At 62.7% G+C, this 25,399-nt stretch carries 23 protein-coding genes and 2 tRNA genes; 4 read left to right on the forward strand and 21 right to left on the reverse strand.

The annotated features are described in order from the left end of the window. Nucleotides 1-9 precede the first annotated feature (9 nt). From rplI to rnr, 6 genes are all read right to left on the reverse strand, one after another. Nucleotides 10-456 carry a 50S ribosomal protein L9 gene (rplI, locus tag E8F20_RS17635; protein ID WP_028630662.1) on the reverse strand — a complete coding sequence of 149 codons (447 nt, stop codon included), beginning with the start codon at nucleotides 454-456 and terminating at the stop codon, nucleotides 10-12. Between the two features lie 21 nt (nucleotides 457-477). Continuing rightward, entirely contained in the window at nucleotides 478-1,371 is an 894-nt protein-coding gene (locus E8F20_RS17640) for a hypothetical protein (protein ID WP_280284880.1), read from the reverse strand. 36 nt (nucleotides 1,372-1,407) lie between these two features. Beyond that, nucleotides 1,408-1,638 carry a 30S ribosomal protein S18 gene (rpsR, locus tag E8F20_RS17645; RefSeq protein WP_003452992.1) on the reverse strand — a complete coding sequence of 77 codons (231 nt, stop codon included), beginning with the start codon at nucleotides 1,636-1,638 and terminating at the stop codon, nucleotides 1,408-1,410. 28 nt (nucleotides 1,639-1,666) lie between these two features. Beyond that, nucleotides 1,667-2,074 carry a 30S ribosomal protein S6 gene (gene rpsF / locus E8F20_RS17650; protein WP_028630660.1) on the reverse strand — a complete coding sequence of 136 codons (408 nt, stop codon included), beginning with the start codon at nucleotides 2,072-2,074 and terminating at the stop codon, nucleotides 1,667-1,669. 209 nt (nucleotides 2,075-2,283) lie between these two features. Next, a complete protein-coding gene (gene rlmB, locus E8F20_RS17655) occupies nucleotides 2,284-3,030 on the reverse strand; it encodes a 23S rRNA (guanosine(2251)-2'-O)-methyltransferase RlmB (RefSeq protein WP_280284881.1) in 747 nt (248 codons plus the stop codon). Next, nucleotides 3,027-5,774: a ribonuclease R gene (gene rnr / locus E8F20_RS17660; protein WP_280284882.1), complete on the reverse strand. Its 2,748-nt coding sequence runs from the start codon at nucleotides 5,772-5,774 to the stop codon at nucleotides 3,027-3,029. The genes rlmB and rnr overlap by 4 nt, the downstream gene beginning before the upstream one ends. Before the next feature lie 205 nt (nucleotides 5,775-5,979). Here rnr and E8F20_RS17665 point away from each other — a divergent pair. Continuing rightward, nucleotides 5,980-6,066 (forward strand) — tRNA-Leu (locus E8F20_RS17665). Nucleotides 6,067-6,175: 109 nt separating this feature from the next. After that, nucleotides 6,176-6,262: transfer RNA gene (locus E8F20_RS17670), tRNA-Leu, on the forward strand. A 115-nt stretch (nucleotides 6,263-6,377) separates the two neighbouring features. Here E8F20_RS17670 and E8F20_RS17675 read toward each other — a convergent pair. The 13 genes from E8F20_RS17675 to E8F20_RS17735 form a co-directional block, all read right to left on the reverse strand. Then, the gene (locus tag E8F20_RS17675) at nucleotides 6,378-8,312 is read right to left on the reverse strand and encodes a methyl-accepting chemotaxis protein (protein ID WP_280284883.1); all 1,935 of its coding nucleotides are present in this window, start codon (nucleotides 8,310-8,312) and stop codon (nucleotides 6,378-6,380) included. 156 nt (nucleotides 8,313-8,468) lie between these two features. Beyond that, complete coding sequence (locus E8F20_RS17680) at nucleotides 8,469-9,764, reverse strand: adenylosuccinate synthase (RefSeq protein ID WP_280284884.1); 1,296 nt, start codon at nucleotides 9,762-9,764, stop codon at nucleotides 8,469-8,471. 104 nt (nucleotides 9,765-9,868) lie between these two features. Further along, nucleotides 9,869-11,053 carry an ATP phosphoribosyltransferase regulatory subunit gene (locus tag E8F20_RS17685; protein ID WP_280284885.1) on the reverse strand — a complete coding sequence of 395 codons (1,185 nt, stop codon included), beginning with the start codon at nucleotides 11,051-11,053 and terminating at the stop codon, nucleotides 9,869-9,871. 34 nt (nucleotides 11,054-11,087) lie between these two features. Beyond that, entirely contained in the window at nucleotides 11,088-11,273 is a 186-nt protein-coding gene (locus E8F20_RS17690) for a DUF2065 family protein (RefSeq protein ID WP_003453007.1), read from the reverse strand. Between the two features lie 106 nt (nucleotides 11,274-11,379). Continuing rightward, the gene (hflC, locus tag E8F20_RS17695) at nucleotides 11,380-12,249 is read right to left on the reverse strand and encodes a protease modulator HflC (protein WP_280284886.1); all 870 of its coding nucleotides are present in this window, start codon (nucleotides 12,247-12,249) and stop codon (nucleotides 11,380-11,382) included. Next, entirely contained in the window at nucleotides 12,249-13,418 is a 1,170-nt protein-coding gene (gene hflK, locus E8F20_RS17700; protein WP_280284887.1) for an FtsH protease activity modulator HflK, read from the reverse strand. Before hflK ends, hflC begins: the two co-directional genes overlap by 1 nt. A 96-nt stretch (nucleotides 13,419-13,514) precedes the next feature. Next, on the reverse strand, nucleotides 13,515-14,816 hold the full coding sequence (gene hflX / locus E8F20_RS17705; RefSeq protein WP_280284888.1) for a ribosome rescue GTPase HflX: 1,302 nt from the start codon (nucleotides 14,814-14,816) through the stop codon (nucleotides 13,515-13,517). Nucleotides 14,817-14,828: 12 nt separating this feature from the next. Next, complete coding sequence (gene hfq, locus E8F20_RS17710) at nucleotides 14,829-15,083, reverse strand: RNA chaperone Hfq (protein WP_003453015.1); 255 nt, start codon at nucleotides 15,081-15,083, stop codon at nucleotides 14,829-14,831. A gap of 94 nt (nucleotides 15,084-15,177) precedes the next feature. Next, nucleotides 15,178-16,152 carry a tRNA (adenosine(37)-N6)-dimethylallyltransferase MiaA gene (gene miaA / locus E8F20_RS17715; protein WP_280284889.1) on the reverse strand — a complete coding sequence of 325 codons (975 nt, stop codon included), beginning with the start codon at nucleotides 16,150-16,152 and terminating at the stop codon, nucleotides 15,178-15,180. Between the two features lie 2 nt (nucleotides 16,153-16,154). After that, complete coding sequence (gene mutL, locus E8F20_RS17720) at nucleotides 16,155-18,035, reverse strand: DNA mismatch repair endonuclease MutL (RefSeq protein ID WP_280284890.1); 1,881 nt, start codon at nucleotides 18,033-18,035, stop codon at nucleotides 16,155-16,157. Next, nucleotides 18,032-19,468, reverse strand: coding sequence for an N-acetylmuramoyl-L-alanine amidase (locus E8F20_RS17725; protein WP_280285011.1), 1,437 nt, complete (start codon nucleotides 19,466-19,468; stop codon nucleotides 18,032-18,034). Before E8F20_RS17725 ends, mutL begins: the two co-directional genes overlap by 4 nt. Before the next feature lie 8 nt (nucleotides 19,469-19,476). Continuing rightward, nucleotides 19,477-19,944, reverse strand: a complete 468-nt coding sequence (gene tsaE / locus E8F20_RS17730) for a tRNA (adenosine(37)-N6)-threonylcarbamoyltransferase complex ATPase subunit type 1 TsaE (protein ID WP_280284891.1) — start codon at nucleotides 19,942-19,944, stop codon at nucleotides 19,477-19,479. Then, nucleotides 19,932-21,431 carry an NAD(P)H-hydrate dehydratase gene (locus E8F20_RS17735; RefSeq protein WP_280284892.1) on the reverse strand — a complete coding sequence of 500 codons (1,500 nt, stop codon included), beginning with the start codon at nucleotides 21,429-21,431 and terminating at the stop codon, nucleotides 19,932-19,934. Before E8F20_RS17735 ends, tsaE begins: the two co-directional genes overlap by 13 nt. Before the next feature lie 68 nt (nucleotides 21,432-21,499). On the opposite strand from E8F20_RS17735, the gene queG reads away from it, so the two are divergent. Continuing rightward, nucleotides 21,500-22,570: a tRNA epoxyqueuosine(34) reductase QueG gene (queG, locus tag E8F20_RS17740; RefSeq protein ID WP_280284893.1), complete on the forward strand. Its 1,071-nt coding sequence runs from the start codon at nucleotides 21,500-21,502 to the stop codon at nucleotides 22,568-22,570. 1 nt (nucleotide 22,571) lies between these two features. On the opposite strand, the gene orn is transcribed toward queG, so the two are convergent. Next, nucleotides 22,572-23,114 (reverse strand): oligoribonuclease, encoded by a 543-nt coding sequence (orn, locus tag E8F20_RS17745; RefSeq protein ID WP_028630645.1) that lies wholly within the window; start codon nucleotides 23,112-23,114, stop codon nucleotides 22,572-22,574. Nucleotides 23,115-23,209: 95 nt separating this feature from the next. Between orn and rsgA the strand changes: the two genes are divergently transcribed. Then, entirely contained in the window at nucleotides 23,210-24,241 is a 1,032-nt protein-coding gene (gene rsgA, locus E8F20_RS17750; RefSeq protein WP_280284895.1) for a small ribosomal subunit biogenesis GTPase RsgA, read from the forward strand. A gap of 98 nt (nucleotides 24,242-24,339) precedes the next feature. Here the strand turns inward: rsgA and motB are convergent, their stop codons facing one another. Next, on the reverse strand, nucleotides 24,340-25,392 hold the full coding sequence (motB, locus tag E8F20_RS17755; RefSeq protein ID WP_280284896.1) for a flagellar motor protein MotB: 1,053 nt from the start codon (nucleotides 25,390-25,392) through the stop codon (nucleotides 24,340-24,342). Between the last annotated feature and the right edge of the window lie 7 nt (nucleotides 25,393-25,399).

Genomic DNA, 25,399 nt, shown 5'->3' on the forward strand with positions numbered 1-25,399 from the left:
ACGGCTTGCTTAGCCAGCGATCACGATCAGCTTGACCGCAGCTTCGACGTCGGTGTGCAGGTGCAGAGCAACGTCGTACTCGCCAACTTGGCGAATGGTGCCGTTCGGCAGGCGGACTTCGGCCTTGGCAACCGGAACGCCAGCGGCGGTCAGGGCGTCAGCGATGTCGTGAGTGCCGATGGAACCGAACAGCTTGCCTTCGTCGCCAGCGCTGGCAGTGATGGTCACTTCCAGTTCGGACAGCTGGGCAGCGCGAGCTTCGGCGGTGGCCTTCTTGTCAGCAGCCTGCTTTTCCAGCTCAGCGCGGCGAGCTTCGAACGCAGCAACGTTCGCGGCGGTAGCAGCGGTGGCTTTGCCTTGCGGCAGCAGGTAGTTACGGCCGTAGCCGGACTTTACGTTCACCTTGTCGCCCAGGTTGCCCAGGTTGGCGATTTTTTCGAGCAGGATGACTTCCATTTGAGTCTTACCTCTTAACTTTTAACCTTCACCGTTCGCGGGGCCGGCGCCATTCTTGCGCGCCTTGCGACCACGAAAATCAATCAGACTGTCGACGATGGCCAAAACCACCAGTATTGGATAGATCAGTTGCATGAACAGCAGCAGCGACACGTAAAGCCCCACCAGCCAGAAACCGGCCAGTCCACCCTGCTTCGCCAGGCCGTGCACCAGGGCAAGGCCGGCGAAAGCCAGCGGCACGCTGCAGATCGGCGTCAGCATCGCCAGCTCCAGGCCCAGGTTCGGACCCAGCAACATGGCGGCCAGCAGGCCGAAAGCCAGTGCCGCCGGCAGTTTCACGGCGCGGAACTCGCCACCGAAACCACCGGGGTTGTACAGGGCTGCCTGCCAGTAGCGACCGAGCATCAGGCTCAGCACGCTGACCAGTTGCAGCAGCGCCGCAATCAGGCCGGTCAGGACCGGCGCAACCATGGCTCCCAGGCGCGCTCGCTCGTCTTCCGCCAACTGCGAATAGACGGTGCCCATCACCTGCGGCATGAGCTTCTGCAGCTCACCCGCCATGGCGGTAATGGGCTCGCGGAACACCGCGCCCAGCACCAGGCCGTACAGCAGACCCAGCACCACGCTGATCATCAGCACCCGCGTCCAGGACACGCTGGAACGCAGTACCAGGGCCAACCCCAACGCACCGAGCAACACCATCAGGGTGCGCGGTTCGCCGAAGTACCACCAGCCGAGGGCCGGCAGCAGAGCCCAGGCAATAATGCCGAGAGCATCGTTCATACCACGCCGCAGCAGCACCAGGCTGCCGGCGGCTGCGCTCAGCCAAAACATCATGGGCAGGGCCGCAGCACCCGCCACCACCAGGGTGGCTTGCATGCGACCGCGCATGATGAACTCAGCCAGAGCGCGCATTGCGATCTATTCCTTACCTAGGTCGACCGACCGAGATCAACGGCCGTGGCTGTCGGTGTAGGGCAGCAGGGCCAGGTAGCGGGCGCGCTTGATAGCGGTAGCCAGCTGACGCTGATACTTGGCTTTGGTGCCGGTGATACGGCTCGGAACGATCTTGCCGGTTTCGGAGATGTAGGCCTTCAGGGTGTTGAGATCCTTGAAGTCGATCTCTTTCACGCCTTCAGCGGTGAAACGGCAGAACTTACGACGACGGAAGAAACGTGCCATGAACTTGGCTCCTCAATAGATCCGTGGATTACTCGTCAGCGTTGTCGCTGTCATCGCCTTCGGCGACAGCGTCAGTCTCAACGCGCTCACGGCGCTCACGGCGCTCGCTGCGGTTTTCCTCGGCCTTGAGCATCTCGGACTGGCCAGTGATGGCTTCGTCGCGGCGGATGACCAGGTTGCGGAGGACGGCGTCGTTGTAGCGGAAGTTGTCTTCCAGCTCGGCCAGGGCTTTGCCGCTGCACTCAACGTTCAGCATCACGTAGTGAGCCTTGTGAACGTTGTTGATGGCGTAGGCCAGCTGACGACGGCCCCAGTCTTCCAGGCGGTGAACCTTGCCACCGTCTTCTTCGATGAGCTTGGTGTAGCGCTCAACCATGCCGCCAACCTGCTCGCTCTGGTCCGGGTGAACCAGGAAGATGATTTCGTAATGACGCATAAATGCTCCTTACGGGTTGTAGCCTGCCAACTTAGTGGTCAGGCAAGGAGTGAATATCTCGTTTTGGCTTGCCGAGCCGAGGGCGCGCAGTAGCCTGCCCTCACGGCAAGGGGCGACATTCTAGAGAAGGGTCGAATGCCGCGCAAGGTAAATTGGCGAAACTTTGAACAGCCCGGAGCAGCAGAAAAACTGCCCCGGGCGACCCCGCACTACGTGCGGGTGCGGCGCTGGCGCACCGCTTCGAAGAGGCAGACCCCGGTGGCCACCGAGACGTTGAGACTGCTGACGCTGCCGGCCATGGGCAGCTTGACCAGGTAATCGCAGTGCTCGCGGGTCAGGCGGCGCATGCCCTTCCCTTCCGCGCCCATGACCAGCACGGTCGGCCCGGTCATGTCCTGTTCATAGACCTCCTGACTCGCTTCGCCGGCAGTGCCGACCACCCAGAGACCCTTCTTCTGCAGTTTCTCCAGGGTGCGTGACAGGTTGGTCACCGCCACCAGCGGCATGACCTCCGCTGCGCCGCAAGCGACCTTGCGCACTGTGGCGTTGAGGGTGGCGGACTTGTCCTTGGGTACGATCACCGCCAGTACGCCTGCCGCGTCGGCAGTGCGAAGACAGGCTCCGAGGTTGTGCGGGTCGGTAACGCCGTCCAGGGCCAGCAGCAGGGGCGCGCCGGAAGTGCGCTCGAGCAACTCGTCGAGCATGTTTTCGCCCCAGACCTGGCTGGGACTGACCTCGGCCACCACGCCCTGATGGACGCCTTCTGCCCATTCGTCCAGCTCGTGGCGATCCTTGTGGCCAACCGCAATGCGATGTTGGCCGGCCAGGTCGAGCAGGACCTGGACTCGCGGATCATTTCGACTTTCCGCCAGCCAGAGCTGCTTGACGCGTTTGGGGTGATGACGCAGCAGCGCCTCCACGGCATGCACGCCGTAAACCTTTTCCAACTGACTCATTTCTTGACCTTGCTACTGGGCGCCTTGGGTTTCGGCGGTCCCTTACGGTGTTTCGAGGGCTTACTGGCGGCCTTGGCCTTCGCCGCCTTGGCTTTCTTCTTTGGCGGCTTCGCGCCAGCCCCGGCAGCGCCGTTGCCCGGCTTGTCCAGCGCCTTCTGCGCAGGGCGCGTGCCCTTAGTCGCTTTGGCACCCTGACGGGCCTCGCTGAGCAAGGCCTGCTTCATGGCCCTACTCTTGCTCACATCGGTATTGCCAAGCAGTTCTTCTGCTTGGGCGAGCATTTCCGGCGACACTGCCGGCAGTGCCTGGACCTTGCCGGCGCGCTGGCGACGCGGCGCCACGGCTGCCCTCGGTTCCTGCTGGGGAGTGTCTTGCTGGGCGTGGCGAGCAGCACCCTTAGCGCCCCGACTGCGGCCCTTGCCGACCTTAGGCTCGGCAGCCTTGGCCCTGCCTTTGACCGGGACGGACTTGTCGGTGCCACGATTCTTGCGGCCGACCGGTGCGGAGAGGACGTTGTCGGAGAGTTCGAAATCGATCTTGCGCTCGTCCAGATCGACCCTCGCCACCACGACTTCCACCGTGTCGCCCAAGCGGAAGCTGCGACCGCTGCGCTCGCCGGACAGGCGATGGTGGATTGGGTCGAAGTGGTAGTAGTCGCCCGGCAAGGCCGTGACATGCACCAGGCCTTCCACATAGATGTCGATCAGCTCGACGAAGATGCCGAAGCCGGTCACTGCCGAGATTACACCGGGGAAGGTCTCACCCACGCGGTCACGCATGTACTCGCACTTCAGCCAGTTGGTGACATCGCGCGTGGCTTCGTCGGCGCGGCGCTCAGTCATCGAGCACTGCTCGCCAAGTTGCGCCAGGCGAGCTTCGTCGTAGGGGTAGATGCGCGCCTTGGGCATGGCTGCGGCACCGGCGCGACGAACATGCGCGCTTTCTCGCTTGGAGCGGATCAGTCCACGGATGGCACGGTGGACCAGCAGGTCCGGATAGCGCCGGATGGGCGAAGTAAAGTGGGTGTAGGCGTCATAGTTGAGGCCGAAGTGCCCTTCGTTATCAGGGCTGTAAACCGCCTGACTGAGGGAGCGCAGCATCACGGTCTGGATCAGGTGATAGTCAGGGCGCTCGCGGATCGTTTCCAGCAGGGCCTGGTAGTCGCTCGGGGTCGGCTCACTCTTGCCGCGATTGAGCGTCAGGCCCAGCTCGGCAAGGAACTGCCGCAGCTTGTCGAGGCGCTCGCTCGGCGGCCCCTCGTGAACGCGGTAGAGCGCCGGAATTTCGTGCTGCATGAGGAAACGTGCAGTCGCCACGTTGGCGCAGAGCATGCACTCCTCGATCAGCTTGTGAGCATCGTTGCGCTGAGTCGGCAGGATCTCTGAGATCTTGCGGTCGGCGCCAAATACGATGCGGGTTTCCTGAGTCTCGAAGTCGATTGCGCCACGGACCTGGCGAGCCGCCAACAGCACCTTATAGAGCTTGTAGAGCTGCTGCAGGGGCGTGACCAGATGCGGCAACTGTTCGGCGAACAGCTTGGCCTCAGTGGAGTCCGGGGTTTCCAGGAACTGGCTGACCTTGGTGTAGGTGAGCCGCGCATGCGAATGGATGACCGCCTCGTAGAACTCGTAGCCGGTCAATTTCCCGGCGCGGGATAGGGTCATGTCGCAGACCATGGCCAGGCGATCCACCAGCGGATTCAGCGAGCAGAGGCCATTGGACAGCACCTCTGGCAACATCGGGATGACCTTCTCCGGGAAGTACACCGAGTTGCCGCGATTGGTCGCCTCTTCATCCAGCGCCGAACCCACTTTTACGTAGTGGGAAACGTCGGCGATGGCGACGATCAGACGCCAGCCGCCGCCTTTGCGGGCTTCGGCGTAGACGGCGTCGTCGAAGTCGCGAGCGTCCTCGCCGTCGATGGTGACCAGGGCCAGGTCACGCAGGTCGATGCGTTTTTCCTTGTCCTTCTCTGCCACCTCGGGCTTGAGCTTGGCGGCTTCCTTCAACACGGCGGCCGGCCACTCATGGGGAATGTCGTAGCTGCGCAGGGCCACTTCGATTTCCATGCCCGGCGCCATGTAGTCGCCCAGCACTTCCACCACTTCGCCCTGTGCGAGACGGAAGTTGCTCGGCCACTGCTCGATCTTCACCTGGACGAACTGGCCATGCTTGGCCGCACCCTGCTTGCCGGCGGGCACCAACACTTCCTGCTGAATTTTCGGGTTGTCCGCCACGACCCGTGCAATACCGCTCTCCTCGAAGAAGCGGCCCACCAGGGTTTCATGGGCACGCCCGATGATCTCCACCAGCGCCCCCTCGCGGCGGCCGCGTCGATCAAGGCCGGAAACCCTTGCAAGCGCGCGGTCACCATCGAATACCAGGCGCATCTGTGCTGGGCTCAGGAACAGGTCGTCACTGCCATCATCGGGAATGAGGAAGCCGAAACCGTCGCGGTGGCCACTGACACGACCACAAATGAGGTCGAGCTTGTCCACCGGCGCATAGGTGCCGCGGCGCGTATAGATAAGCTGACCATCGCGCTCCATGGCGCGGAGTCGACGGCGCAGGGCTTCCAGCTGCTCGTCCGTGGTCAGGCCGAATTCTTCTACCAGCTGCTCTCGGCTGGCGGGGGCACCGCGCTCATCGAGGCGCTGCAGGATCAACTCGCGGCTGGGGATGGGGTTCTCGTATTTTTCCGCCTCACGAGCGGCCTCGGGGTCGAGGTTCTGCCAATCGGCCATCAGGGGGTGATCACCTTTTTATCCATAGAGGGATTTGCCATGTCTCTTATTGAAGCGCGAATTCCGATTGTCGGTCAGCTTAGTCCGAAGAATAATTTTTTTCGCGCTCAGGGGTTTACAACACAAAAGTCGGCTCGTATAGTTCGCGCCCACAGCGTCACTGAGACGTTGTGAAGGAAGCAGATGAGCAATCATCGCATCCAGTGCCCAGGTGGCGGAATTGGTAGACGCACTAGGTTCAGGTCCTAGCGGTGGCAACACCGTGGAAGTTCGAGTCTTCTCCTGGGCACCACTCTTCTGAAGCCGAGCCGCAAAGCTCGGTTTCTTGTTTAACGGATCGTATGGTTCCGTGTCGTTCAACGATGAACACCGTATAAGTCGATGAGCAATCATCGCAATGTGCCCAGGTGGCGGAATTGGTAGACGCACTAGGTTCAGGTCCTAGCGGTGGCAACACCGTGGAAGTTCGAGTCTTCTCCTGGGCACCACTCTTAAACAAAGCCGAGCTCTGCTCGGCTTTGTGCTGTCTGATGCTCGGAAAACCTCGATGGCTTCCAGATCAAGGGGCCGAGCCTGCGCCCGCCCCTATCCTCTGAACGCATCCTACGCCTTGAACTGCCCCAGACTGGCCTTGAGCTGATCGGCCAGACCGGCGAGCACACGCCCACTGCTGGCAGTCGCCGCCACCGCTTCAGCCGCCAGACTGGCTTCGGAATGGATCACGTCCACCCGACCACGCACCCCATCAGCGCCCGCCGCCTGGTGCTGGGCAGCGCGCGCGGCAGCCTGCACCGCTCCATGCACTTGCTCCACAGCCTGTTGCACGCTTTGCTGCAAACGCTCGCTATCGCGCAACGCCTCCAGCCCCTCCACCGCACGCTCACGCGCCTGAGAGATAGCCGACACAGCTTCGCGCGCACCGGTCTGCAATGCAGTGATGTGCTCCTGGATATCGCCGGTGGACTGCTGGGTCTTGCTCGCAAGCGCCCTTACTTCGTCAGCCACTACGGCAAATCCACGCCCACTTTCCCCCGCCCGCGCAGCCTCGATCGCCGCGTTCAGCGCCAGCAGGTTGGTCTGCTCGGCGATACCATGAATCACCGACAACACCATCTCGATCTGTTCGCTCTGCCGCGCCAGGCGCTCGATCACCTCGGACCCGCTTTGCACCCGCGCTTCCAGGTTCTCGATCAGACCACCGACCTTGCGCGCGATAGCCGCATTGTCCTGGGCAGCCTGGCGAATTTCGCCTACCTGGCGCAGGGCATCCTGCATCGCATGACTTTCGGCCTGAGCCTCAGACACCATGCCCGCCAGCACACTCAGGCTGCCTTCCACCTCACTGCGCTGGCGCTGGGCCGCGGCCTCGGCGGACTGACTACGCTCCGATAGCGCCTTGATCTCCACGCCCGTGCGCTGCGCCACATCGCCCGCCTCACGAACGATGGGCTGAAGCTTGTCGACGAAACGGTTCACCGCAGCGGCCATTTCACCCACTTCATCACGGCTGTCCAGCTGAACCCGACGCGTCAGGTCACCTTCGCCGGCCGCCAGATCGTTCAGCGCAGTGATCAACAGACGCAGGCGAACCACCACACGGCGCCCCAACACCACGGCCAGCACCAGCAGCACGCCAAGACCGACCAGCGCCAACCCCAAGCCGATGCGCCAGCGCAACTCACCCGCCGCCGACTCCACAGCTTGACGAGTGCCAGCGCTCATGTTGCCAGCGGTCTCGCGAGCCGACTGCAGGCGAGCCGTCAGGGCCGCGCTACTTTCGGTGGCAGCACCGGAGAGGCTCTCGCCCACCAACTCGCCACCACTGGCAATCAGGGTGGCGAAACGCTGGTCCAGCGCCTTCAACTGCTGTTCGACCGAGGCGGTGGACACCCCCATACGCACCTTGCCGATTTCCACACCATTTGGGCTGATGGAGGCATCCACCAGGTAGACCGAAGGGTCGCTGGCTGCAGCATTCAGCACCTTGTCCAGCGCCCGATCACCCTGCCCCTTGGCCAACAGGGCCTTGATCTGCGGATTCTCGCGATTGAGGTAACGGGTCAGATGCTGACCATTCGCGTCGTCATAGATGATGAAGAGCACATTGGGATTGCGCTGAGCACGACGAGCGAACTCGGACAGCGTCGGCACGTCGTTATCCCACATGGCACGCGGTGCTACGGCAGCGAGTAGCTGGGCGAGATCGTTGGCCGACTCCTTGAGGTTCTGCTCCAAGGTCTGGCGCAGCTGGGCCTGCTCCTGCTGAAGACGCTCACGGAGACCTGCTCCCAGACGCTCGCGCGTCTTGCCGGAAAGCGCACTCAAGCTACCGGCAACCTCCTGCCCGGCGAGCCCCAGATCATCCGCCAGGCGCTGGGTATCGCTACCCAGTCGCACGCCCAACTCATCCACCAGGGAGTTCACAGTGCTCCGCGTCAGGGCAACGGCCACCAAAACCTGCACCAGCAGGGCAATACCCAAGGCGATGAATACGGGACGCAGTAAACGGCTTTGCAACAAAGACAGGATGGCTGACACGACTTGTAGCTCCTTAACGACCGTTACCGCTATAACGGCGACAACTCGGATTTATAAAGTGCCAGCAAGGTACGTGCCGACCAGCAGCGCGACATTTGCGACCACTGAAACGACGAAGGGCCGCACGAGGCGGCCCTTCTGGGGGGGTCAGAAGACTCAGGCGTACGGGTAGCGCAGGATGATCGTCTCGTTACGGTCAGGACCAGTGGAGATGATATCGATGGGGGCCCCGACCAGCTCTTCCACACGCTTGATGTAGGCGCGGGCGTTGGCTGGCAGCTCTTCCAGGCTCTTGACGCCGACGGTGGATTCGCTCCAGCCCGGCATTTCCTCGTAGACCGGCTGCAGACCGATGTAGCTGTCGGCATCGGTAGGTGCATCCACCAGGACCTCGCCGCTCTGGTCCTTGTAGCCCGTGCAGATGCGGATGGTTTCCAGGCCGTCGAGCACGTCCAGCTTGGTCAGGCACAGGCCCGAGATGCTGTTGATCTCGATGGCGCGACGCAGGATCACGGCATCGAACCAGCCGCAGCGACGGGCACGACCGGTGGTCGAGCCGAACTCGTGGCCACGCTTGGCCAGGAAGGCACCGGTTTCATCGAACAACTCGGTCGGGAACGGGCCGGAACCCACGCGAGTGGTGTAGGCCTTGGTGATGCCGAGGATGTAATCCAGATACAGCGGACCAAAGCCGGAGCCGGTAGCGGTACCGCCAGCAGTGGTGTTCGAGCTGGTGACGTAGGGATAGGTACCGTGGTCAATGTCCAGAAGCGAGCCTTGCGCGCCCTCGAACATGATGTTGGCGCCCTGCTTGCGCAGCTGGTGCAGGCGCGCAGCCACGTCGACCATCATCGGCTTGAGCAACTCGGCATAGGCCAGGGCCTCGTCCAGGGTCTTCTGGAAGTCGACCGCCGGCTCCTTGTAATAGTGCTGGAGAACGAAGTTGTGGTAGTCCAGCAGCTCACCCAGCTTGGCGGCAAAGCGCTCGCGGTGGAACAAATCGCCAATGCGCAGGCCGCGACGAGCAACCTTGTCTTCGTAAGCCGGACCGATGCCACGGCCGGTGGTGCCGATCTTGGCATCGCCACGGGCCTTTTCGCGCGCCTGGTCCAGCGCCACGTGGTAGGGCAGGATCAGGGTGCAGGCCGGGCTGATGCGCAGGCGCTCACGCACCGGTACGCCTTTCTCTTCCAGCTTGGTGATTTCGCGCAGCAGCGCATCGGGCGCAACCACTACGCCGTTGCCGATCAGGCACTCGACGTTCTCGCGCAGGATGCCGGACGGGATCAGGTGCAGCACGGTCTTCTCGCCATCGATCACCAGGGTGTGGCCAGCGTTGTGGCCGCCCTGATAGCGCACGACGGCGGCAGCCTGGTCGGTCAGCAGATCGACGATCTTGCCCTTACCCTCATCACCCCACTGGGTGCCCAGGACTACGACATTCTTACCCATAACACTTGTCCTCTTCGCAGAAGCTCGATGCCGGCAGCCGCCGGCGGAAAACACGGAAACTCGTTTGTGGCCTACCAACTACGCCGGCCATGCAGCCACTTTCCTCAGGAAAGCGCGGCCACCTGCCAGCGCCCATCACGCAGGACCAGAAGGCGATCGCAATCAGCCTCTTGCGCACACGCCACTTCCTGACCCGGCAAGGCCTGCACCACACGATGCCCTTCGGCACGCAGACGCTTGACCTCGTACCAGAGGTAAGGATCGTGACTATCCGGCGCCCAGATGCCAGGCAGCGGTTGATCCAGCGCCATGCTCCCCAGGGTTACCAGGGTCTTCAGGTCGGTGGAGAAACCAGTCGCGGGGCGGGCACGACCGAAGTCGGCGCCGATGTCATCGTAGCGACCGCCCTGGGCAATGGACTGCCCGACGCCCGGCACGAAGGCGGCAAACACTACCCCAGTGTGATAGCGGTAACCACGCAGTTCACCCAGGTCGAAATAGAGCGGCAGCTCGGGGTAACGCAACTCCAGCGCATCAGCGATGGCGATCAGCTCATCCAGCGCGACATGCACATCATCGGGGGCGTCCATCAGTACGCCCTGAGCGAGATCCAGCACCTCGCGACCACCACAAAGCTCGGCAAGGGCGCGAAGCATGGAAGCCAGCTCGCGCGGCAGGTCCGCGGTCAGCTCTGCCACTTCGTCCACAGCCTTGCGCTGCAACGCGTCGAACAAGCTGCGCTCGACTTCGCCAGAGAGACCTGCAGCCTTGGCCAGACCACGATAGATGCCGACATGGCCGAGATCCATATGCACATCCGGCACAACAGCCAGCTCGAGCATTTCCAGCATCAGGCTGATGACTTCCACATCGCTCGCCGGGCTTGCATCACCATAAAGCTCAGCACCCAACTGGATAGGGCTACGCGAGGTGGACAGCGCGCGCGGCTTCGCATGCAGCACGCTGCCGGCGTAGCACAGCCGGTTCGGGCCTTCGCGGCGCAGGGTGTGAGCATCGATGCGCGCCACCTGCGGCGTGATATCAGCGCGGAAGCCCATCAGGTGGCCCGACTGCGGGTCGGTCACCTTGAAGGTGCGCAAATCAAGGTCCTGGCCGGCGCCGGTCAGCAGGGACTCGAGATACTCAATGTGCGGAGTGACCACGAAGTCGTAGCCCCAACGCTGGAACAGGTCCAGCACCTGGCGGCGGGCTGCCTCGATGCGCGCCGCTTCGGGCGGCAGTACTTCTTCGATACCGTCTGGCAGCAGCCAGCGATCTACCGTTGCCATTTCGCCAATCCCCTCTCAACCGGGCGGCAAGCCATCAGTGAAGCAGATAAAGGAGGCCGGTCCCCAGCAACATGCTGGACAGGCCCATCAGGCGGAGATGGCGGTCCTTGAACTCCGCCAACCCAAGCACCGCGGCGCGCCAACGGCGCGGATAGAGGAAGGGCAGGATGCCTTCCAGCACCAACATCAGACAAAAGGCAATGCCAAGTTCCTGCCACATGATTCCCGCGGACGCAAAAAAGCCGGGATTTCCCGGCTGACCCATAATAACACGTTTTCCCTGGCGGTCACCCCAGCGGACGATGAGCGTCCGCTGGGGGACCGATTCAGCGTGCGGCCTTGTCCAGATAGCGGAAGAATTCGCTATTGGGATCCAGCACCATCACATCACCCTTGTTGGAGAAGCTTTCGCGGTAAGCCTGCAAGCTGCGGTGGAAGGCGTAGAACTCCTGGTCCTGGCCATAGGCCTTGGCGTAAATGGACGCTGCCTTGGCGTCACCGTCACCGCGGGTTTCCTCAGCTTCGCGATAGGCCTCGGCCAGCAATACGCGGCGCTGACGGTCGGCGTCGGCGCGAATACCTTCCGCCAGCTCCGAACCCTTGGCGCGGTGCTCGCGGGCCTCTCGCTCACGCTCGGTGCTCATCCGCTCGAAAACGCTACGGTTGACTTCCTTGGGCAGGTCAATTGCCTTCACCCGCACGTCCACCACCTCGATACCGAGCTCCTTGTTAGCCATGCGATTCAGCGCGGCCGTGATGTCCGCCATCAGCGCATCGCGCTCGCCGGAAACCACTTCATGAAGGGTCCGCTTACCAAACTGGTCGCGCAGACCAGCCTCGAGCCGGCGAGACAGGCGCTCGTCGGCGATCTGCTTCATACCGGAGGTCGCGGTGTAGAAACGCTCGGCATCAGCCACACGCCACTTGGCATAGGCATCCACCATTACCGCTTTCTTCTCGAGGGTAAGGAAACGCTGGGTCGGGGAATCCAGAGTCAGCAGGCGAGCGTCGAACTTGCGCACCTGATTGACGTACGGAATCTTCATGTGCAGGCCGGGCTGTACGTCAGCTTCGACGATGCGGCCGAACTGCAGGAGAACCGCTTTCTCGGTCTGCGACACGATGTAGAGACTGCTCCACACGATCATGGCCAGCACTACACCGCCGATCAGGGCAAACAGCGATTTATTGCTCATCAGCGACTCTCCCTGGAACGCAGATTGCGCTGCTGCAAATCGGTGGAAACACGCGAACCGAGATCACTGCCACTTGCTGTGGCAGATGCGGCTGGCGCCACCGGGGCGGAGCTACCGCCACGATTGTCGATCATCTTGTCCAACGGCAGGTAGAGCAGGTTGCTCTGGCCTTCCTTGCCGGTCACCAACACCTTGCTGGTGCTACCGAGGACGTCTTGCATGGTCTCCAGGTACAGGCGCTGGCGAGTGACTTCCGGGGCCTTGTGGTACTCGGTGAGCAACTTGCTGAAGCGGTCGGCCTCACCCTCAGCCCGGGCGATCACTTCGTCGCGGTAGCCGTTGGCATCTTCGATGATGCGCTGGGCCTGACCTCGAGCCTCGGGCACCACTGCGTTGGCATAGGCCTCTGCCTGGTTCTTGGCGCGCTGCTCATCTTCGCGGGCACGAATCACGTCATCAAAGGCTTCCTGCACTTCGCGCGGGGCCGCCGCACTCTGCACGTTGACCTGGGTAACCGTGATACCGGTGCGATAGGTGTCGAGGAAGCGCTGCAGGCGCTCCTTGATCTCGCTGGCCATCAGCTCGCGACCCTCAGTCAGCACCTGGTCCATCTCAGTGGAGCCCACCACGTGGCGCAGGGCGCTTTCAGTGGCATGCTGCAGGCTGACCTCAGGCTGATCGACGTTCAGCACGAAATCCTGGAGGTTGCTGATCTTGTACTGGACGGTGAGCGGCACCTCGACGATGTTCTCGTCCTCGGTGAGCATCTGCCCCTGCTTGCTGTATGCGCGCTCGCGGGTGACGTTCTCCTGGAACTTGCGATCGATCGGCGGAAAATAGATGTTCAAGCCGGGGCCGACGGTCTCGTAGTACTTGCCGAAGCGCAGCACGACGGCCTGCTCCTGCTCGTCCACCACATAGACGGCACTGTACAGCCAGACCACGGCAAGCAGGGCCAGGCCAATACCGAGCAGGCCAAAACCGCCTGATCTGCCGCCGCTGCCATCGCCGCCGCCACGTTTCTTGCCGCTGCCGAACAGCCCATTCAGGCTGTCCTGCAGCTTGCGGAAGGCCTCGTCCAGGTCCGGTGGCCCTTTGCGGTCGCCACCACGGCGCCCACCCCAGGGATCCTGGTTATTCGAGTTGCCACCCGGCTCATTCCAAGCCATAGCGCTCTCCATACTGATAAAGCAAAGACGCGCCCACGGCGCGCCCGCCCATGCTACCCAAGCCCGCGGCCCGCCGCAAAACCACCTAAACGGGCTTTATTGCAAAGTGTGTTGCTCGAGAAACTCGCTTGGCTGCCAACCTTCACGACTGACCAGCCGGTTCAGCTCGACACGCGGCAGGCGCACAGCCAACAACGCATCCCCTGCTTCATTGTGCTCCTCGGTCTGCACAGCGCCGAGAGCAAAGAACTGAGCCCGCAACCGGCCGAATCGCTGCGGCAAGCGCAAGGTACCCACAAACAGGTCGTCACCCAGCAGCTCAGCCACGGCCTGCTCGAGCAACTCGAGACCACTGCCATCACGTGCCGACAACCAGACGCGCTCCGGCTTGCCTTCTTCGTCGCGCTGGATGTGCGGCTCGACGCACTCCAGCAGGTCCACCTTGTTGTAGACCTCCAGCATCGGTAGGCCTTCAGCGCCGATCTCACCCAGCACCGCTAGCACCTGCTCGATCTGCGCCATGCGCTCAGGCTCATGGGCATCGATCACATGTAGCAGAAGATCGGCGTTGGCGGATTCCTCAAGGGTAGCCCGGAAGGCCTCCACCAGCTTGTGCGGCAAGTGGCGAATGAAACCCACGGTATCCGCTAGCACGATCGGTCCCAGATCGTCCAATTCCAACCGGCGCAATGTCGGATCAAGGGTGGCGAACAACTGGTCGGCCGCATAGACCTCAGAGGAGGTCAGGGAATTGAAAAGCGTGGACTTGCCGGCGTTGGTATAACCAACCAGGGAAACTGCCGGGATATCCGCACGCTTGCGCCCGCGACGAGCCTGCTCGCGCTGGCTGCGGACCTTTTCAAGACGCTGTTTGATCTGGCGAATGCGCACTCGCAGCAGGCGACGGTCGGTTTCCAGCTGGGTTTCACCCGGGCCACGCAAGCCGATACCGCCTTTCTGGCGTTCAAGGTGAGTCCAACCGCGCACCAGGCGCGTGCTCATATGTTCAAGCTGGGCCAGTTCGACCTGCAGCTTGCCCTCATGAGTACGAGCGCGCTGGGCAAAGATATCGAGAATCAGACCGGTACGATCGAGCACCCGGCATTCGAAGGCGCGCTCAAGGTTGCGCTCCTGGCTGGGTGTAAGGGTGTGATTGAAGATGACCAATTCGGCTTGCTCAGCCCTGACCAGGTCATGCAACTCGTCGACTTTGCCGCTGCCGATCAGGTACTTCGCCGTTGGCTGGTGACGGGAAACGGAGACGAATGCCACCGTGTCCGCACCGGCCGAACGTGCAAGCTCAAGGAATTCCTGCGGGTCTTCGCGCGCCTCGGGATCTTGGCCTTCCAGATGAACCAGGATGGCCCGTTCACCACCACCAGGGCGTTCGAAAAACAAAGCAGTCTCCTATCAGGCGTTACCCGGCTCAGGCTGCTCTTGCTCGGAAGCGCTGGGCAGACGTACCGGACGACTCGGCACCACAGTGGAAATGGCGTGCTTGTAGACCATCTGGCTGACAGTGTTCTTCAGCAGAATCACGAACTGGTCGAAGGATTCGATCTGGCCCTGCAGCTTGATGCCGTTTACCAGATAGATGGAAACTGGTACGCGCTCCTTACGCAGGGTATTGAGGTAAGGGTCTTGTAGCGAATGCCCTTTTGACATATGCCGCACTCCTTTAGGGATCTAGTTTTCAAATGACAAGAAAGATGAACGGTACCCGCCCTACCCCCAAGGATAGACGGTAACCGGTGAGGTCTCAGCTCAATATGGAGACCGACCTCAGGTATTTCAAGGTGCGCGGCAGATTGTCGCAAGCCAGGCTGTCCAACCAGTGCAGGTCGGACCAACTGCGTAACCAGGTGAACTGTCGCTTGGCGAGTTGGCGGGTGGCAATGATACCGCGCTCTTCCATCTCGGCCCGAGTCAGCACGCCATCCAGATAATCCCAGGCCTGACGATAACCAACCGCTCTTATAGACGGCAGTCCTGCATGCAAGTCACTTCTGCAGCGCAGCGCTTCGACCTCTTCGATGAAGCCCTGTTCCAGCATCAATCGAAAACGTTGCGCAATTCTTTCGTGCAAAACCTGACGTTGCGCGGGAGCAATGGCCAAGTGCGCGACAGTATACGGCAAATGCGCCGTTCCCGGCGTGTTCCCGGCCATATTTTGCGCAGCCTGGCGCTGTCGGTGAGCAGTCATGGTGAGCCCACTGACCTTGTAGACTTCCAGTGCCCGGGTCAGGCGCTGGGGGTCGTTGGGATGAATTCGCGTCGCGGACTCCGGGTCCACCACCGCCAATTCGCGATGCAGAGCCTCCCAGCCGTCACGGGCTGCGCGGGCTTCCAACTCGGCGCGCACCGCGGGATCGGCGCCAGGCATGTCCGCCAACCCTTCCAACAGCGCTTTGTAATACAGCATGGTGCCGCCCACTAGCAGCGGAATCTTGCCCTTGGCGGTGATTTCCTTCATGCCGGCGAGGGCATCGGCACGGAATTCTGCAGCTGAGTAACTCTCGGCCGGGTCGCGGATATCGATCAGGCGATGAGGAAACTCGGCCAATGTGGCCTTATTCGGCTTGGCGGTGCCGATATCCATGCCACGGTAGATCAGCGCCGAGTCAACACTGATCAACTCGCACGGCAGCGTTCGCGCCAGCGCCAGGGCCAGATCGGTTTTACCGGCAGCCGTGGGGCCCATGAGAAAGATTGCCGGCGGCAGCCGTTCAGTCATGTTCAGCGGCCGCGCAGGAACAGCTTGTCCAGGTCATCCATACCCAGCTGCGTCCAGGTCGGACGCCCATGGTTGCACTGACCACTGCGCTCAGTGTGTTCCATGTCGCGCAGCAAGGCATTCATTTCCGGCTGAGTCAGGCGGCGATTGGCACGCACGGCGCCGTGACAGGCCATGGTGCCGAGTAGCTCGTTAAGGTGCGCCTGGATACGATCACTGGTGCCGTACTCCAGCAAATCGGAGAGCACGTCGCGCACGAGTTGAGAGGCTTCGGCCTGCTTCAACAGCGCCGGAATCTGGCGGATGGCCAGGGTTTCCGGACCAAGGCGCTGCAGTTCAAAACCAAGCCGGCGGAACCACTCGCCATGCTCTTCAGCACAATCAGCCTCGCGCTGGCTGACGGCGACGGACTCGGGCACCAGCAGTGGCTGCCCCTTGAGCCCCTCACTGGCCATGGCCACCTTCAAGCGCTCGTAGGTGATACGTTCGTGGGCTGCATGCATATCCACCACCACGAGCCCCTGGGCATTCTCAGCGAGTATGTAGATACCCTTGAGTTGGGCCAATGCGTAGCCCAAAGGCGGGATATCACCCTGCGACTCAGGCAGCGCAGGCGGTGCGGAAGAGGTTGTCAGCGGCGCGAAAAACTCACGATAGGCACCCTGCGCCTCGGCAACCGGCACAGCTGGCTGCGAACGCGGAGCCTGGTAGCCGCCACCTGCGGGCGGACGCCATGCAGGCTCAACCGCTTGCTGCTCCAGCACATTGGCCGCCAGACTCATCTCACCCTGGGGTCCGAATTCGCCGGCAGCGCTGCCGGTCGGGCGCATCACGATTTCGGTGGCGCCCGGAGCAGCCAACTGGTCCTCGGGACGAACCTCACCCAAGGCGCGGTGCAGGGTGCCATAGAGGAAGTCATGAACCATGCGACTGTCACGGAAGCGCACCTCGTGCTTGGTCGGGTGCACATTGACGTCAACCACCGCCGGATCAACCTCGAAGAACAGCACAAAGGTCGGGTGCCGCCCGTTGTAGAGCACGTCGCGATAAGCCTGCCGCACCGCATGGGCGACCAACTTGTCACGCACCATGCGGCCATTCACGTAGAAGTACTGCAGGTCCGCCTGGCTGCGGGAGAAGGTTGGCAGCCCGACCCAACCCCAGAGATGCAGGCCGTTGCGTTCGACTTCGATGGGCAGCGCCTGCTCAAGGAAGGCCGGACCGCAGACAGCCGCGACACGACGGGCTCGGGCAATGGCATCGCGCGCCTCGTGCAGGGCGAAGATGGTCTTGCCGTTGTGGCGCAGGTGGAACGCCACGTCGAAGCGGGCCAGGGCAAGGCGCTTGATGACTTCCTGCAGGTGGTCGAATTCGGTCTTCTCTGCACGCAGGAACTTACGTCGCGCAGGTGTATTGAAGAACAGGTCGCGCACCTCCACCGAAGTGCCCACGGGATGGGCGGCCGGCTGTACCCGGGCTTCCATGTCGCGACCTTCGGTTTCCACCTGCCAGGCCTGATCAGCGTCGGCGGTACGAGAAGTCATGGTCAGGCGCGCGACGGAACTGATCGACGCCAGGGCCTCGCCACGGAAGCCCAGGCTCATCACCCGTTCCAGGTCTTCGAGATCACGGATCTTGCTGGTAGCGTGGCGAGCCAGGGCGAGGGGCAAGTCATCTGGAGGAATACCACCACCGTCGTCACGCACCCGCAGTAGCTTGATACCGCCCTGCTCCACCTCAACATCGATACGCCTGGCACCGGCATCCAGGCTGTTCTCCAGCAGCTCCTTGATAACGGAGGCGGGGCGTTCAACCACCTCACCGGCGGCGATCTGGTTTGCCAGCCGCGGACTCAGCAGCTGGATGCGCGCCAACTCACTCATGGCTGCGCCGCCAGCGCCGCCGCCGGGATAGTCAGAGTCTGACCGACCTTGAGGTTGTCGCTCTTCAGAGAATTGGCACTACGCAGGGTGGCCATGCTCACCTCATAACGCTGAGCAATCAGGGCCAGGCTCTCACCAGAGGTCACCACGTGCTCACGTGGACCGATGGCGATCTTCCCCTGGTCACGCAGCCAAGCGATATAGGTACCCGGCGGAGGGTTCTGCTGGAAGAACTGCTTGATACCGGTCTGGATCGATCGTGCCAGCGCCTGCTGGTGGCTTCGGTTCGCCAGCTTTTGGGATTCGTTGTGGTTGGAGATGAAGCCGGTTTCCACAAGGATCGACGGAATATCCGGCGACTTCAGCACCATGAAACCAGCCTGCTCCACCCGGCGCTTGTGCAACGGGGTGACTCGGCTGACGTTACTCAGCACCTTTTGTCCGACGTTGAGGCTGGAGGACAGGGTTGCCGTCATCGACAGATCAAGCAGCACACCAGCGAGCATGCGGTCCTTGTCGTCCAGACTGACGCTGCCCACGCCACCGATCAGGTCGGAGCGGTTTTCATTGTCGGCCAGCCAGCGCGCGGTCTCGGAAGTGGCACCACGATCAGACAGGGCAAACACCGATGCACCGAAGGCACTACGACTGGGCGCAGCGTCGGCGTGGATGGAGACGAACAAGTCGGCACCTTTCTTTCGGGCGATCTCGGTACGCTTGCGCAGCGGGATGAAGTAGTCGCCAGTACGCACCAATTCGCCACGGAAACCCTTCTCCTGGTTGATCTGGCGCTGCAGCTCCTTGGCGATGGCCAGGGTCACGTTCTTCTCGTGCTGCCCCTTGGGCCCGAGGGCGCCCGGGTCTTCACCACCGTGACCAGCGTCAATGGCAACCACGATATCGCGCTTGCCACCCGGCACTGGCGGCAGCTTGCTGGGGGCCGGCTGGGTCGGCGTCACAGGAGGCTGAGGCGTGCTTGGCGCGGTAGCGACCTGAGGGGCGCTGGCCTCAGCAGCGGCGGCTTCCTGATCGAACAGGTCCACCACCAGGCGGTTGCCATACTGCTGGTTGGGCGCCAGGGAGAAGCTCTTCGGCGTCACGGCGGCTGACACGTCGATCACCACCCGCAGATCGGCGGGAGTGCGCTGGGCGGAACGGACGCTGGTGATCGGCGTATTGCTGAGGGACAGTTGCTCCAGCTTGGTGGCCAGCTGGGCGCCATTGATATCGATGACGATGCGATTGGGTGCAGTCAGGGTGAAGACGGAATGCTGCACCGGTCCGGACAAGTCGAAAACCAGGCGGGTATTGTCAGGCGCGCGCCAAAGCCGCACCCCGCGGACCTCCGCGGCAGCCAGGACATCAGCGGCGAACGCCGCAAGCAGAACCCCAATCCCGGCAAACAGTGCGCGCGAGCGCATACCCCACCCCATCTTTGTTTTCATGCTCCTAAGGCCAGGGCGGCACACCATGCTTCGCCGCGCTTAGTGTGTGGCGACAACCGCAGCGAACGGCCGCCCGCTTGCTGCGTAATGTTAATGTCCAGGTCAGCCTTTGGCAAAATGCCGGCGCCCCGCTGCGGCCACTCGATCAGGCACAGGGCATCGCCTTCGAAGTAATCGCGGATACCCAGAAATTCCAGTTCCTCCGGGTCGGCCAGGCGGTATAGATCGAAATGGAAGGCACGCTTGTCACCGATGTCATAAGGCTCCACCAGGGTGAAGGTGGGACTTTTCACCGCACCGGCGTGGCCCAGGCCGCGCAGGATGCCGCGAGATAGCGTGGTCTTGCCCGCGCCGAGGTCACCATGCAGGTAAAGAATTCCACGCCCCTCGGTCAGGAGCGCCAGGCGAGCACCGAGGGCCAGCATGGCTTCCTCGCCTTCGGCATGCAGGATCACTTCAGGCACGGCGCAAACTCCTCGAGCAACTGACGAATGGTCGGAATTAGATCACTGGCCGCCAGCCCCCTGCCCGCTCGGGCCAGGCTTTCGCCAGCATTGGCATGCAGCCAGACGGCCAAACAGGTGGCGGCGTAGCCGTCCATCCCCTGGGCCAGCAGTGCGCCGACCAGGCCGGCGAGTACATCGCCAAGCCCGGCCCCGGCCATCACCGGATGCCCACGATCACAGAGTGCGAGACGACCATCAGGGGCGGCCACCAGGCTGCCGGCCCCCTTTAGCAGGACCACGGCATCGAACTTCTGCGCCAGCGCCAAGGCCGTACGCGGTCGGTCGGCCTGCACTTCAGCGGTCGGGATCCCCAGCAGGCGCGAGGCCTCCCCCGGATGGGGCGTGATCACAGCACCAACAGGCAACCTGGCCTGTCCGACTGCGAGCAGGTTAAGCGCATCGGCATCCCAGACCTGGGGCACTCCCAGACCCGCCACAACACTGAGCAGACTGCGCCCCCAGGCGCCCTGCCCCAACCCAGGCCCCACCACCAGCACGTCGGCCTTACTCGCCAGCGCCAGCAGTTGATTGGCGGAGCTCACCCCCGCGCTCATCAGTTCCGGGCACCGCGCCAGGGCGGCCGGCACGTGTTCGGGCCGGGTCGCCAGAGACACCAACCCTGCGCCACTGCGCAGGGCGCTTTCCGCCGACAGCAGCGCTGCACCACCCAGGCCGCGATCCCCCCCTACCACCAGCAGATGGCCGAACTGACCTTTGTGGGCAGTGCGTGGGCGTGGTGCAAGGCGTTGCAGACTGCCGACCGCCATGCGCTCTGCGACTCGCGACGTGGCCGCAAGCAAAACCGGATCGGCCTGCAGATCATCGAACACCAACTCGCCCACCAGATTCGGCGCATCGGCAGTGAACAGGCCGATCTTGAGGCCGATAAAGGTCACCGTCAGGTCTGCTCGCACTGCGACGCCCTGTATGCGCCCGGTGTCGGCACAGAGGCCGGATGGGATATCCACGGCCAGCACCGGCAGGGCACTGGAATTGAGCTGGCGAATGGCCTGGCCGTAGGGTTCGCGCACCGCGCCGGAAAGCCCGGTGCCCAACAGGGCATCAACTGCCACGCCATCCAATGTCGCGCATTCACTCCAAGGCTGGATGGTGATGCCAGCGGCAATGGCCTCATCCCGCGCCAGTACGGCATCACCGGTGAGGGCATCGCTCGCCCCAACGGCTAACACCTTGACCCGCCAGCCAGCACGCTGGGCCAGTGCCGCGATCAGGTAGCCATCGCCGGCATTATTGCCGTGGCCGGCCAGGACGCTGAGGCTGCCTGCTTCGGGCCAACGCCGGCGCAGGGCCCGCCAGGTCGCATGAGCGGCACGCCGCATCAGCTCGAAGCCCGGAGTGCCGGCGGCGATCAGGCAGGCGTCGAGATCCCGCACCTGGGCGGCGGAATGAAGCGAAAGGGGCAGGTCGTCGCGGGAAGGAAGCATTGGATTCGGCTGTGGCTGCGAGGTCTGGCAGAATTATATCCACCTCGACACCGGTTTCCCGCCCCAGCATGACCCTTTCCTCGCAAGATCTCGCCTCCCTCGCCCAATCCATCAAGGACTGGGGCCGAGAACTGGGCTTCCAGCAGGTGGGCATCACCGGCGTGGAGCTCGGTGAACATGAACGACACCTGCAGCGCTGGCTGGACGCCGGGTTCCAAGGCGAGATGGACTACATGGCCGCCCACGGCAGCAAGCGCTCGCACCCGGACGAACTGGTGCCCGGCACCCGGCGGGTCATTTCCCTGCGCATGGACTACCTGCCCGGCGATACGCGCATGGCCAAGGTTCTGGGCCAGCCGGAAAAGGCCTATGTCTCGCGCTACGCCCTGGGACGCGATTACCACAAACTGATCCGCAAACGCCTGCAGCACCTGGCCGAGCGCATCGAGAAGGTCATAGGTCCGTTCAACTATCGCGCCTTCGTCGACAGCGCGCCGGTGCTGGAGAAAGCCATCGCAGAGCACGCCGGTCTGGGCTGGATTGGCAAGAACACCTTGGTCCTCAACCGCAAGGCCGGCAGCTACTTCTTCCTCGGCGAGCTCTTCGTCGACGCCCCGTTACCGGTGGATGAGCCCCACGGCAGCGAGCATTGCGGCCGTTGTTCGGCCTGCCTGGACATCTGCCCTACCGCCGCCTTCGTCGGCCCTTACCAGCTGGATGCGCGGCGCTGCATTTCCTACCTGACCATCGAGTTCAAGGGCAGTATTCCCGAAGACCTGCGCCCGCTGATCGGCAACCGGGTGTTCGGTTGCGACGACTGCCAGATGGTCTGCCCCTGGAACCGCTTTGCCCACCCCTCAGGTGAGGGCGACTTCCAGCCCCGCCACGGCCTGGACAACGCCGAGCTGGCTGAGCTGTTCCGCTGGAGCGAGGAAGAGTTCCTCAGTCGCACCGAAGGCTCTCCCCTGCGTCGCGCCGGGTACGAACGCTGGCTACGCAACCTGGCAGTGGGACTGGGCAATGCGCCGTCGAGCATCCCGGTACTCGAAGCCCTGAAGCTGCGCCGCAAATACCCATCTGAGCTGGTGCGCGAGCATGTGGAATGGGCGCTTGCCCGGCACCGGACAAGCGCGACGTGAGTCAGATCTTGATGAAATGCTCACGATAGTGCCGCAGCTCGGCGATAGAGTCGCGGATGTCGTCCATAGCCAGGTGGCTACTGCTCTTCTTCACGCCGTCACGCACTTTGGGCGCCCAGCGTGCGGCCAGCTCCTTGACCGTGGAGACGTCCAGGTTGCGGTAGTGGAAGTAGGCTTCCAGCTGCGGCATGTGGCGATAGAGGAAGCGGCGATCCTGGCAGATGCTGTTGCCGCAGATCGGTGACTTGCCCTTCGGTACCCACTGCTCGAGGAAGGCCAGGGTCTGGGCCTCGGCTTCGGCCATGCTGATACGACTCTCGCGCACACGTTGGGTCAGGCCGCTCTGGCCGTGCTGGCGGGTGTTCCATTCGTCCATGCCAGCGAGGATTTCATCGCTCTGATGGATCGCGATGGTCGGGCCTTCAGCGAGTACATTCAGCTCGCTGTCAGTAACGATTGTGGCCATCTCGATGATGACGTCCGTATCCGGATTGAGGCCGGTCATTTCCAGATCGATCCAGATCAGGTTCAAGGCATTCTGCATAGTCGGTCTCCAAGGCGAGGCGCGCATTCTAGCTTAGAGCCTGCGGTTACGGGCTGCGTGCTAAACTCGCGCGGTTTTTAACAAGCGGACCCACCATGGCAAAGCGCCAACTCACTCGCCGGCAAAGCTGGCGCATCGAGAAAATCCAGGAAGAGCGCGCAGCCCGCGCAGCCAAACGGGAGTCCCGCGCGCTCGATGAGCTCGAAGGCGGCGACCTGGGCCCAGAGCAGACCGGCCTGGTGATCGCTCACTTCGGCGTCCAGGTGGAAGTCGAGGCACTGGAAGGCGAACAGGCCGGCCAGATCATGCGCTGCCACCTGCGCGCCAATCTGCCAACCCTGGTCACCGGGGATCGCGTGGTCTGGCGCTCCGGCAATCAAGGTATCGGCGTAATCGTTGCCCAACTGCCGCGCAGCTCAGAGCTATGCCGCCCGGACATGCGTGGCCTGCTCAAGCCAGTGGCAGCCAACGTTGACCAGATTGTCATCGTCTTCGCGCCCCTGCCCCACCCCCACGCCAATCTGATCGACCGCTACCTGATCGCCGCCGAACACGCAGGCATCCACCCGCTGCTGCTACTGAACAAGGCCGACCTGGTGGATGAACAGAACAGCGCCATGCTCGACGATCTGCTCGGCGTCTACCGCCAGCTAGGCTACCCGCTGCTGGAGGTTTCGGCGCGCGAAGGTGGCGGCATGGAGGACCTGATGTCGCGGCTCGATGGCCATATCAGTGTGTTCGTCGGCCAGTCCGGCGTGGGCAAATCGTCCCTGGTGAACAGCCTGCTTCCAGGCGTGGATACCCGAGTGGGTCCTCTTTCCGAACTCACCGGCAAGGGCACCCACACCACCACCACTGCGCGATTGTTCCACTTCCCCGGTGGCGGTGAGTTGATCGACTCACCCGGCATCCGCGAATTTGGTCTGGGCCACGTCAGCCGTGGCGACGTCGATTCCGGCTTCATCGAGTTCAATGACCTGCTCGGGACCTGCCGCTTCCGTGACTGCAAGCATGACCGCGAGCCCGGCTGCGCCCTGCTCAAGGCCCTGGAAGAAGGACGCATCCATCCACAACGCATGGCCAGCTACCGGCACATCCTTGCCAGCCTGCCCGAGGACGAATACTGATCCTGCACGCTAGGTCGTATTGAGCAATATCGATCCCGCAATACGCCCCAAAAACAAAGAGGCCACGCAATGCGTGGCCTCTTTCGTATGCGGCGGGATCACTGCCCCTTGGGCTCGTCCATCCTCAGCACACCGTCTTCGAAGATGTTCAGTTTCTCTCTTAGCTCGCGCGGTTGTGTGGGCTCCACCGGGTCAGTCGCCGGCAATTGAGGCATCGCCCCGTCACTGACTGGGGGCTCGGCTTGCTGAGGCTGCTGATCGGCAGGATTGTCACCCTCTCCCTGCTCGCCCTCGATGGCTCGCTGGGCCCTCTTGGTCAGGACGATGATATCGATGCGGCGGTTGACCGGATTGAAAGGGTCCTTGCGATCGAACAATGCGGACGAGGCATACCCCACCACCCGCGCCACCTGCCCTTCCGGGTAACCACCGGCGATCAGGGTCCGACGTGCAGCGTTGGCACGACCGGCGGACAGCTCCCAATTGCCGAAATCGCCATCGCCGGTATAGGGCTTGGCGTCGGTATGGCCGCTGATGCTGATCTTGTTGGGGACCGCCTTGATGGTCTCCGCCAGGATCAACAGAATGTCTTCGAAATAGGGCTGCAGGCGGGCACTGCCAAGGTCGAACATAGGACGGTTGGCAGCATCCATGATCTGGATACGCAGGCCGTCCTGGGTGATCTCGAAAAGTATCTGGTCCTTGAACTTGCGCAGCTCGGGGTTCTCTTCGACCTTGTTCTGCAACTCCTGCAGCAACAGCTCCAGGCGCTCGCGTTCGATCTGCTCGGCCAGGGTTTCGACCTGGCTGGCGTCAACGGGCGCGGTATCGCTGGTGTCGGTTGGCACCTCTTGGGCATCAGGGGCGTCCTTCAGCTCCGGATTGAGAGTGCGATCAGGCGCTGGCGTCGGCGTACCCCCCAAGTCGATGACATAGGGGCTGGCACTTTCGGTGAAGCCAATGGGGTCCTTGAAGTAGCCGGAGATGGCTTTCTTCTGCTCGGGCGTGGCCGAGGACATCAGCCAGAGCACCAGGAAGAACGCCATCATCGCTGTCGCGAAGTCGGCGAAGGCGATCTTCCAGGCACCGCCGTGGTGACCGGCGGCGTAGCGCTTGACGCGCTTGACGATGATCGGCTGGTTGTTCTCCATGACTCAG

Source organism: Pseudomonas sp. BN415 (assembly GCF_029871195.1).
Taxonomy (GTDB): Bacteria; Pseudomonadota; Gammaproteobacteria; order Pseudomonadales; family Pseudomonadaceae; genus Metapseudomonas; species Metapseudomonas resinovorans.

Excerpts from the sequence above, each read along its gene's own strand:
- rplI (WP_028630662.1), bottom strand. The coding sequence starts at position 456 with ATGGAAGTCATCCTGCTCGAAAAAATCGCCAACCTGGGCAACCTGGGC.
- E8F20_RS17640 (WP_280284880.1), bottom strand. The coding sequence starts at position 1,371 with ATGCGCGCTCTGGCTGAGTTCATCATGCGCGGTCGCATGCAAGCCACC.
- rpsR (WP_003452992.1), bottom strand. The coding sequence starts at position 1,638 with ATGGCACGTTTCTTCCGTCGTCGTAAGTTCTGCCGTTTCACCGCTGAA.
- rpsF (WP_028630660.1), bottom strand. The coding sequence starts at position 2,074 with ATGCGTCATTACGAAATCATCTTCCTGGTTCACCCGGACCAGAGCGAG.
- rlmB (WP_280284881.1), bottom strand. The coding sequence starts at position 3,030 with ATGAGTCAGTTGGAAAAGGTTTACGGCGTGCATGCCGTGGAGGCGCTG.
- rnr (WP_280284882.1), bottom strand. The coding sequence starts at position 5,774 with ATGGCCGATTGGCAGAACCTCGACCCCGAGGCCGCTCGTGAGGCGGAA.
- E8F20_RS17680 (WP_280284884.1), bottom strand. The coding sequence starts at position 9,764 with ATGGGTAAGAATGTCGTAGTCCTGGGCACCCAGTGGGGTGATGAGGGT.
- E8F20_RS17685 (WP_280284885.1), bottom strand. The coding sequence starts at position 11,053 with ATGGCAACGGTAGATCGCTGGCTGCTGCCAGACGGTATCGAAGAAGTA.
- E8F20_RS17690 (WP_003453007.1), bottom strand. The coding sequence starts at position 11,273 with ATGTGGCAGGAACTTGGCATTGCCTTTTGTCTGATGTTGGTGCTGGAA.
- hflC (WP_280284886.1), bottom strand. The coding sequence starts at position 12,249 with ATGAGCAATAAATCGCTGTTTGCCCTGATCGGCGGTGTAGTGCTGGCC.
- hflK (WP_280284887.1), bottom strand. The coding sequence starts at position 13,418 with ATGGCTTGGAATGAGCCGGGTGGCAACTCGAATAACCAGGATCCCTGG.
- hfq (WP_003453015.1), bottom strand. The coding sequence starts at position 15,083 with ATGTCAAAAGGGCATTCGCTACAAGACCCTTACCTCAATACCCTGCGT.
- miaA (WP_280284889.1), bottom strand. The coding sequence starts at position 16,152 with ATGACTGAACGGCTGCCGCCGGCAATCTTTCTCATGGGCCCCACGGCT.
- mutL (WP_280284890.1), bottom strand. The coding sequence starts at position 18,035 with ATGAGTGAGTTGGCGCGCATCCAGCTGCTGAGTCCGCGGCTGGCAAAC.
- E8F20_RS17725 (WP_280285011.1), bottom strand. The coding sequence starts at position 19,468 with ATGGGGTGGGGTATGCGCTCGCGCGCACTGTTTGCCGGGATTGGGGTT.
- E8F20_RS17735 (WP_280284892.1), bottom strand. The coding sequence starts at position 21,431 with ATGCTTCCTTCCCGCGACGACCTGCCCCTTTCGCTTCATTCCGCCGCC.
- queG (WP_280284893.1), top strand. The coding sequence starts at position 21,500 with ATGACCCTTTCCTCGCAAGATCTCGCCTCCCTCGCCCAATCCATCAAG.
- orn (WP_028630645.1), bottom strand. The coding sequence starts at position 23,114 with ATGCAGAATGCCTTGAACCTGATCTGGATCGATCTGGAAATGACCGGC.
- rsgA (WP_280284895.1), top strand. The coding sequence starts at position 23,210 with ATGGCAAAGCGCCAACTCACTCGCCGGCAAAGCTGGCGCATCGAGAAA.
- motB (WP_280284896.1), bottom strand. The coding sequence starts at position 25,392 with ATGGAGAACAACCAGCCGATCATCGTCAAGCGCGTCAAGCGCTACGCC.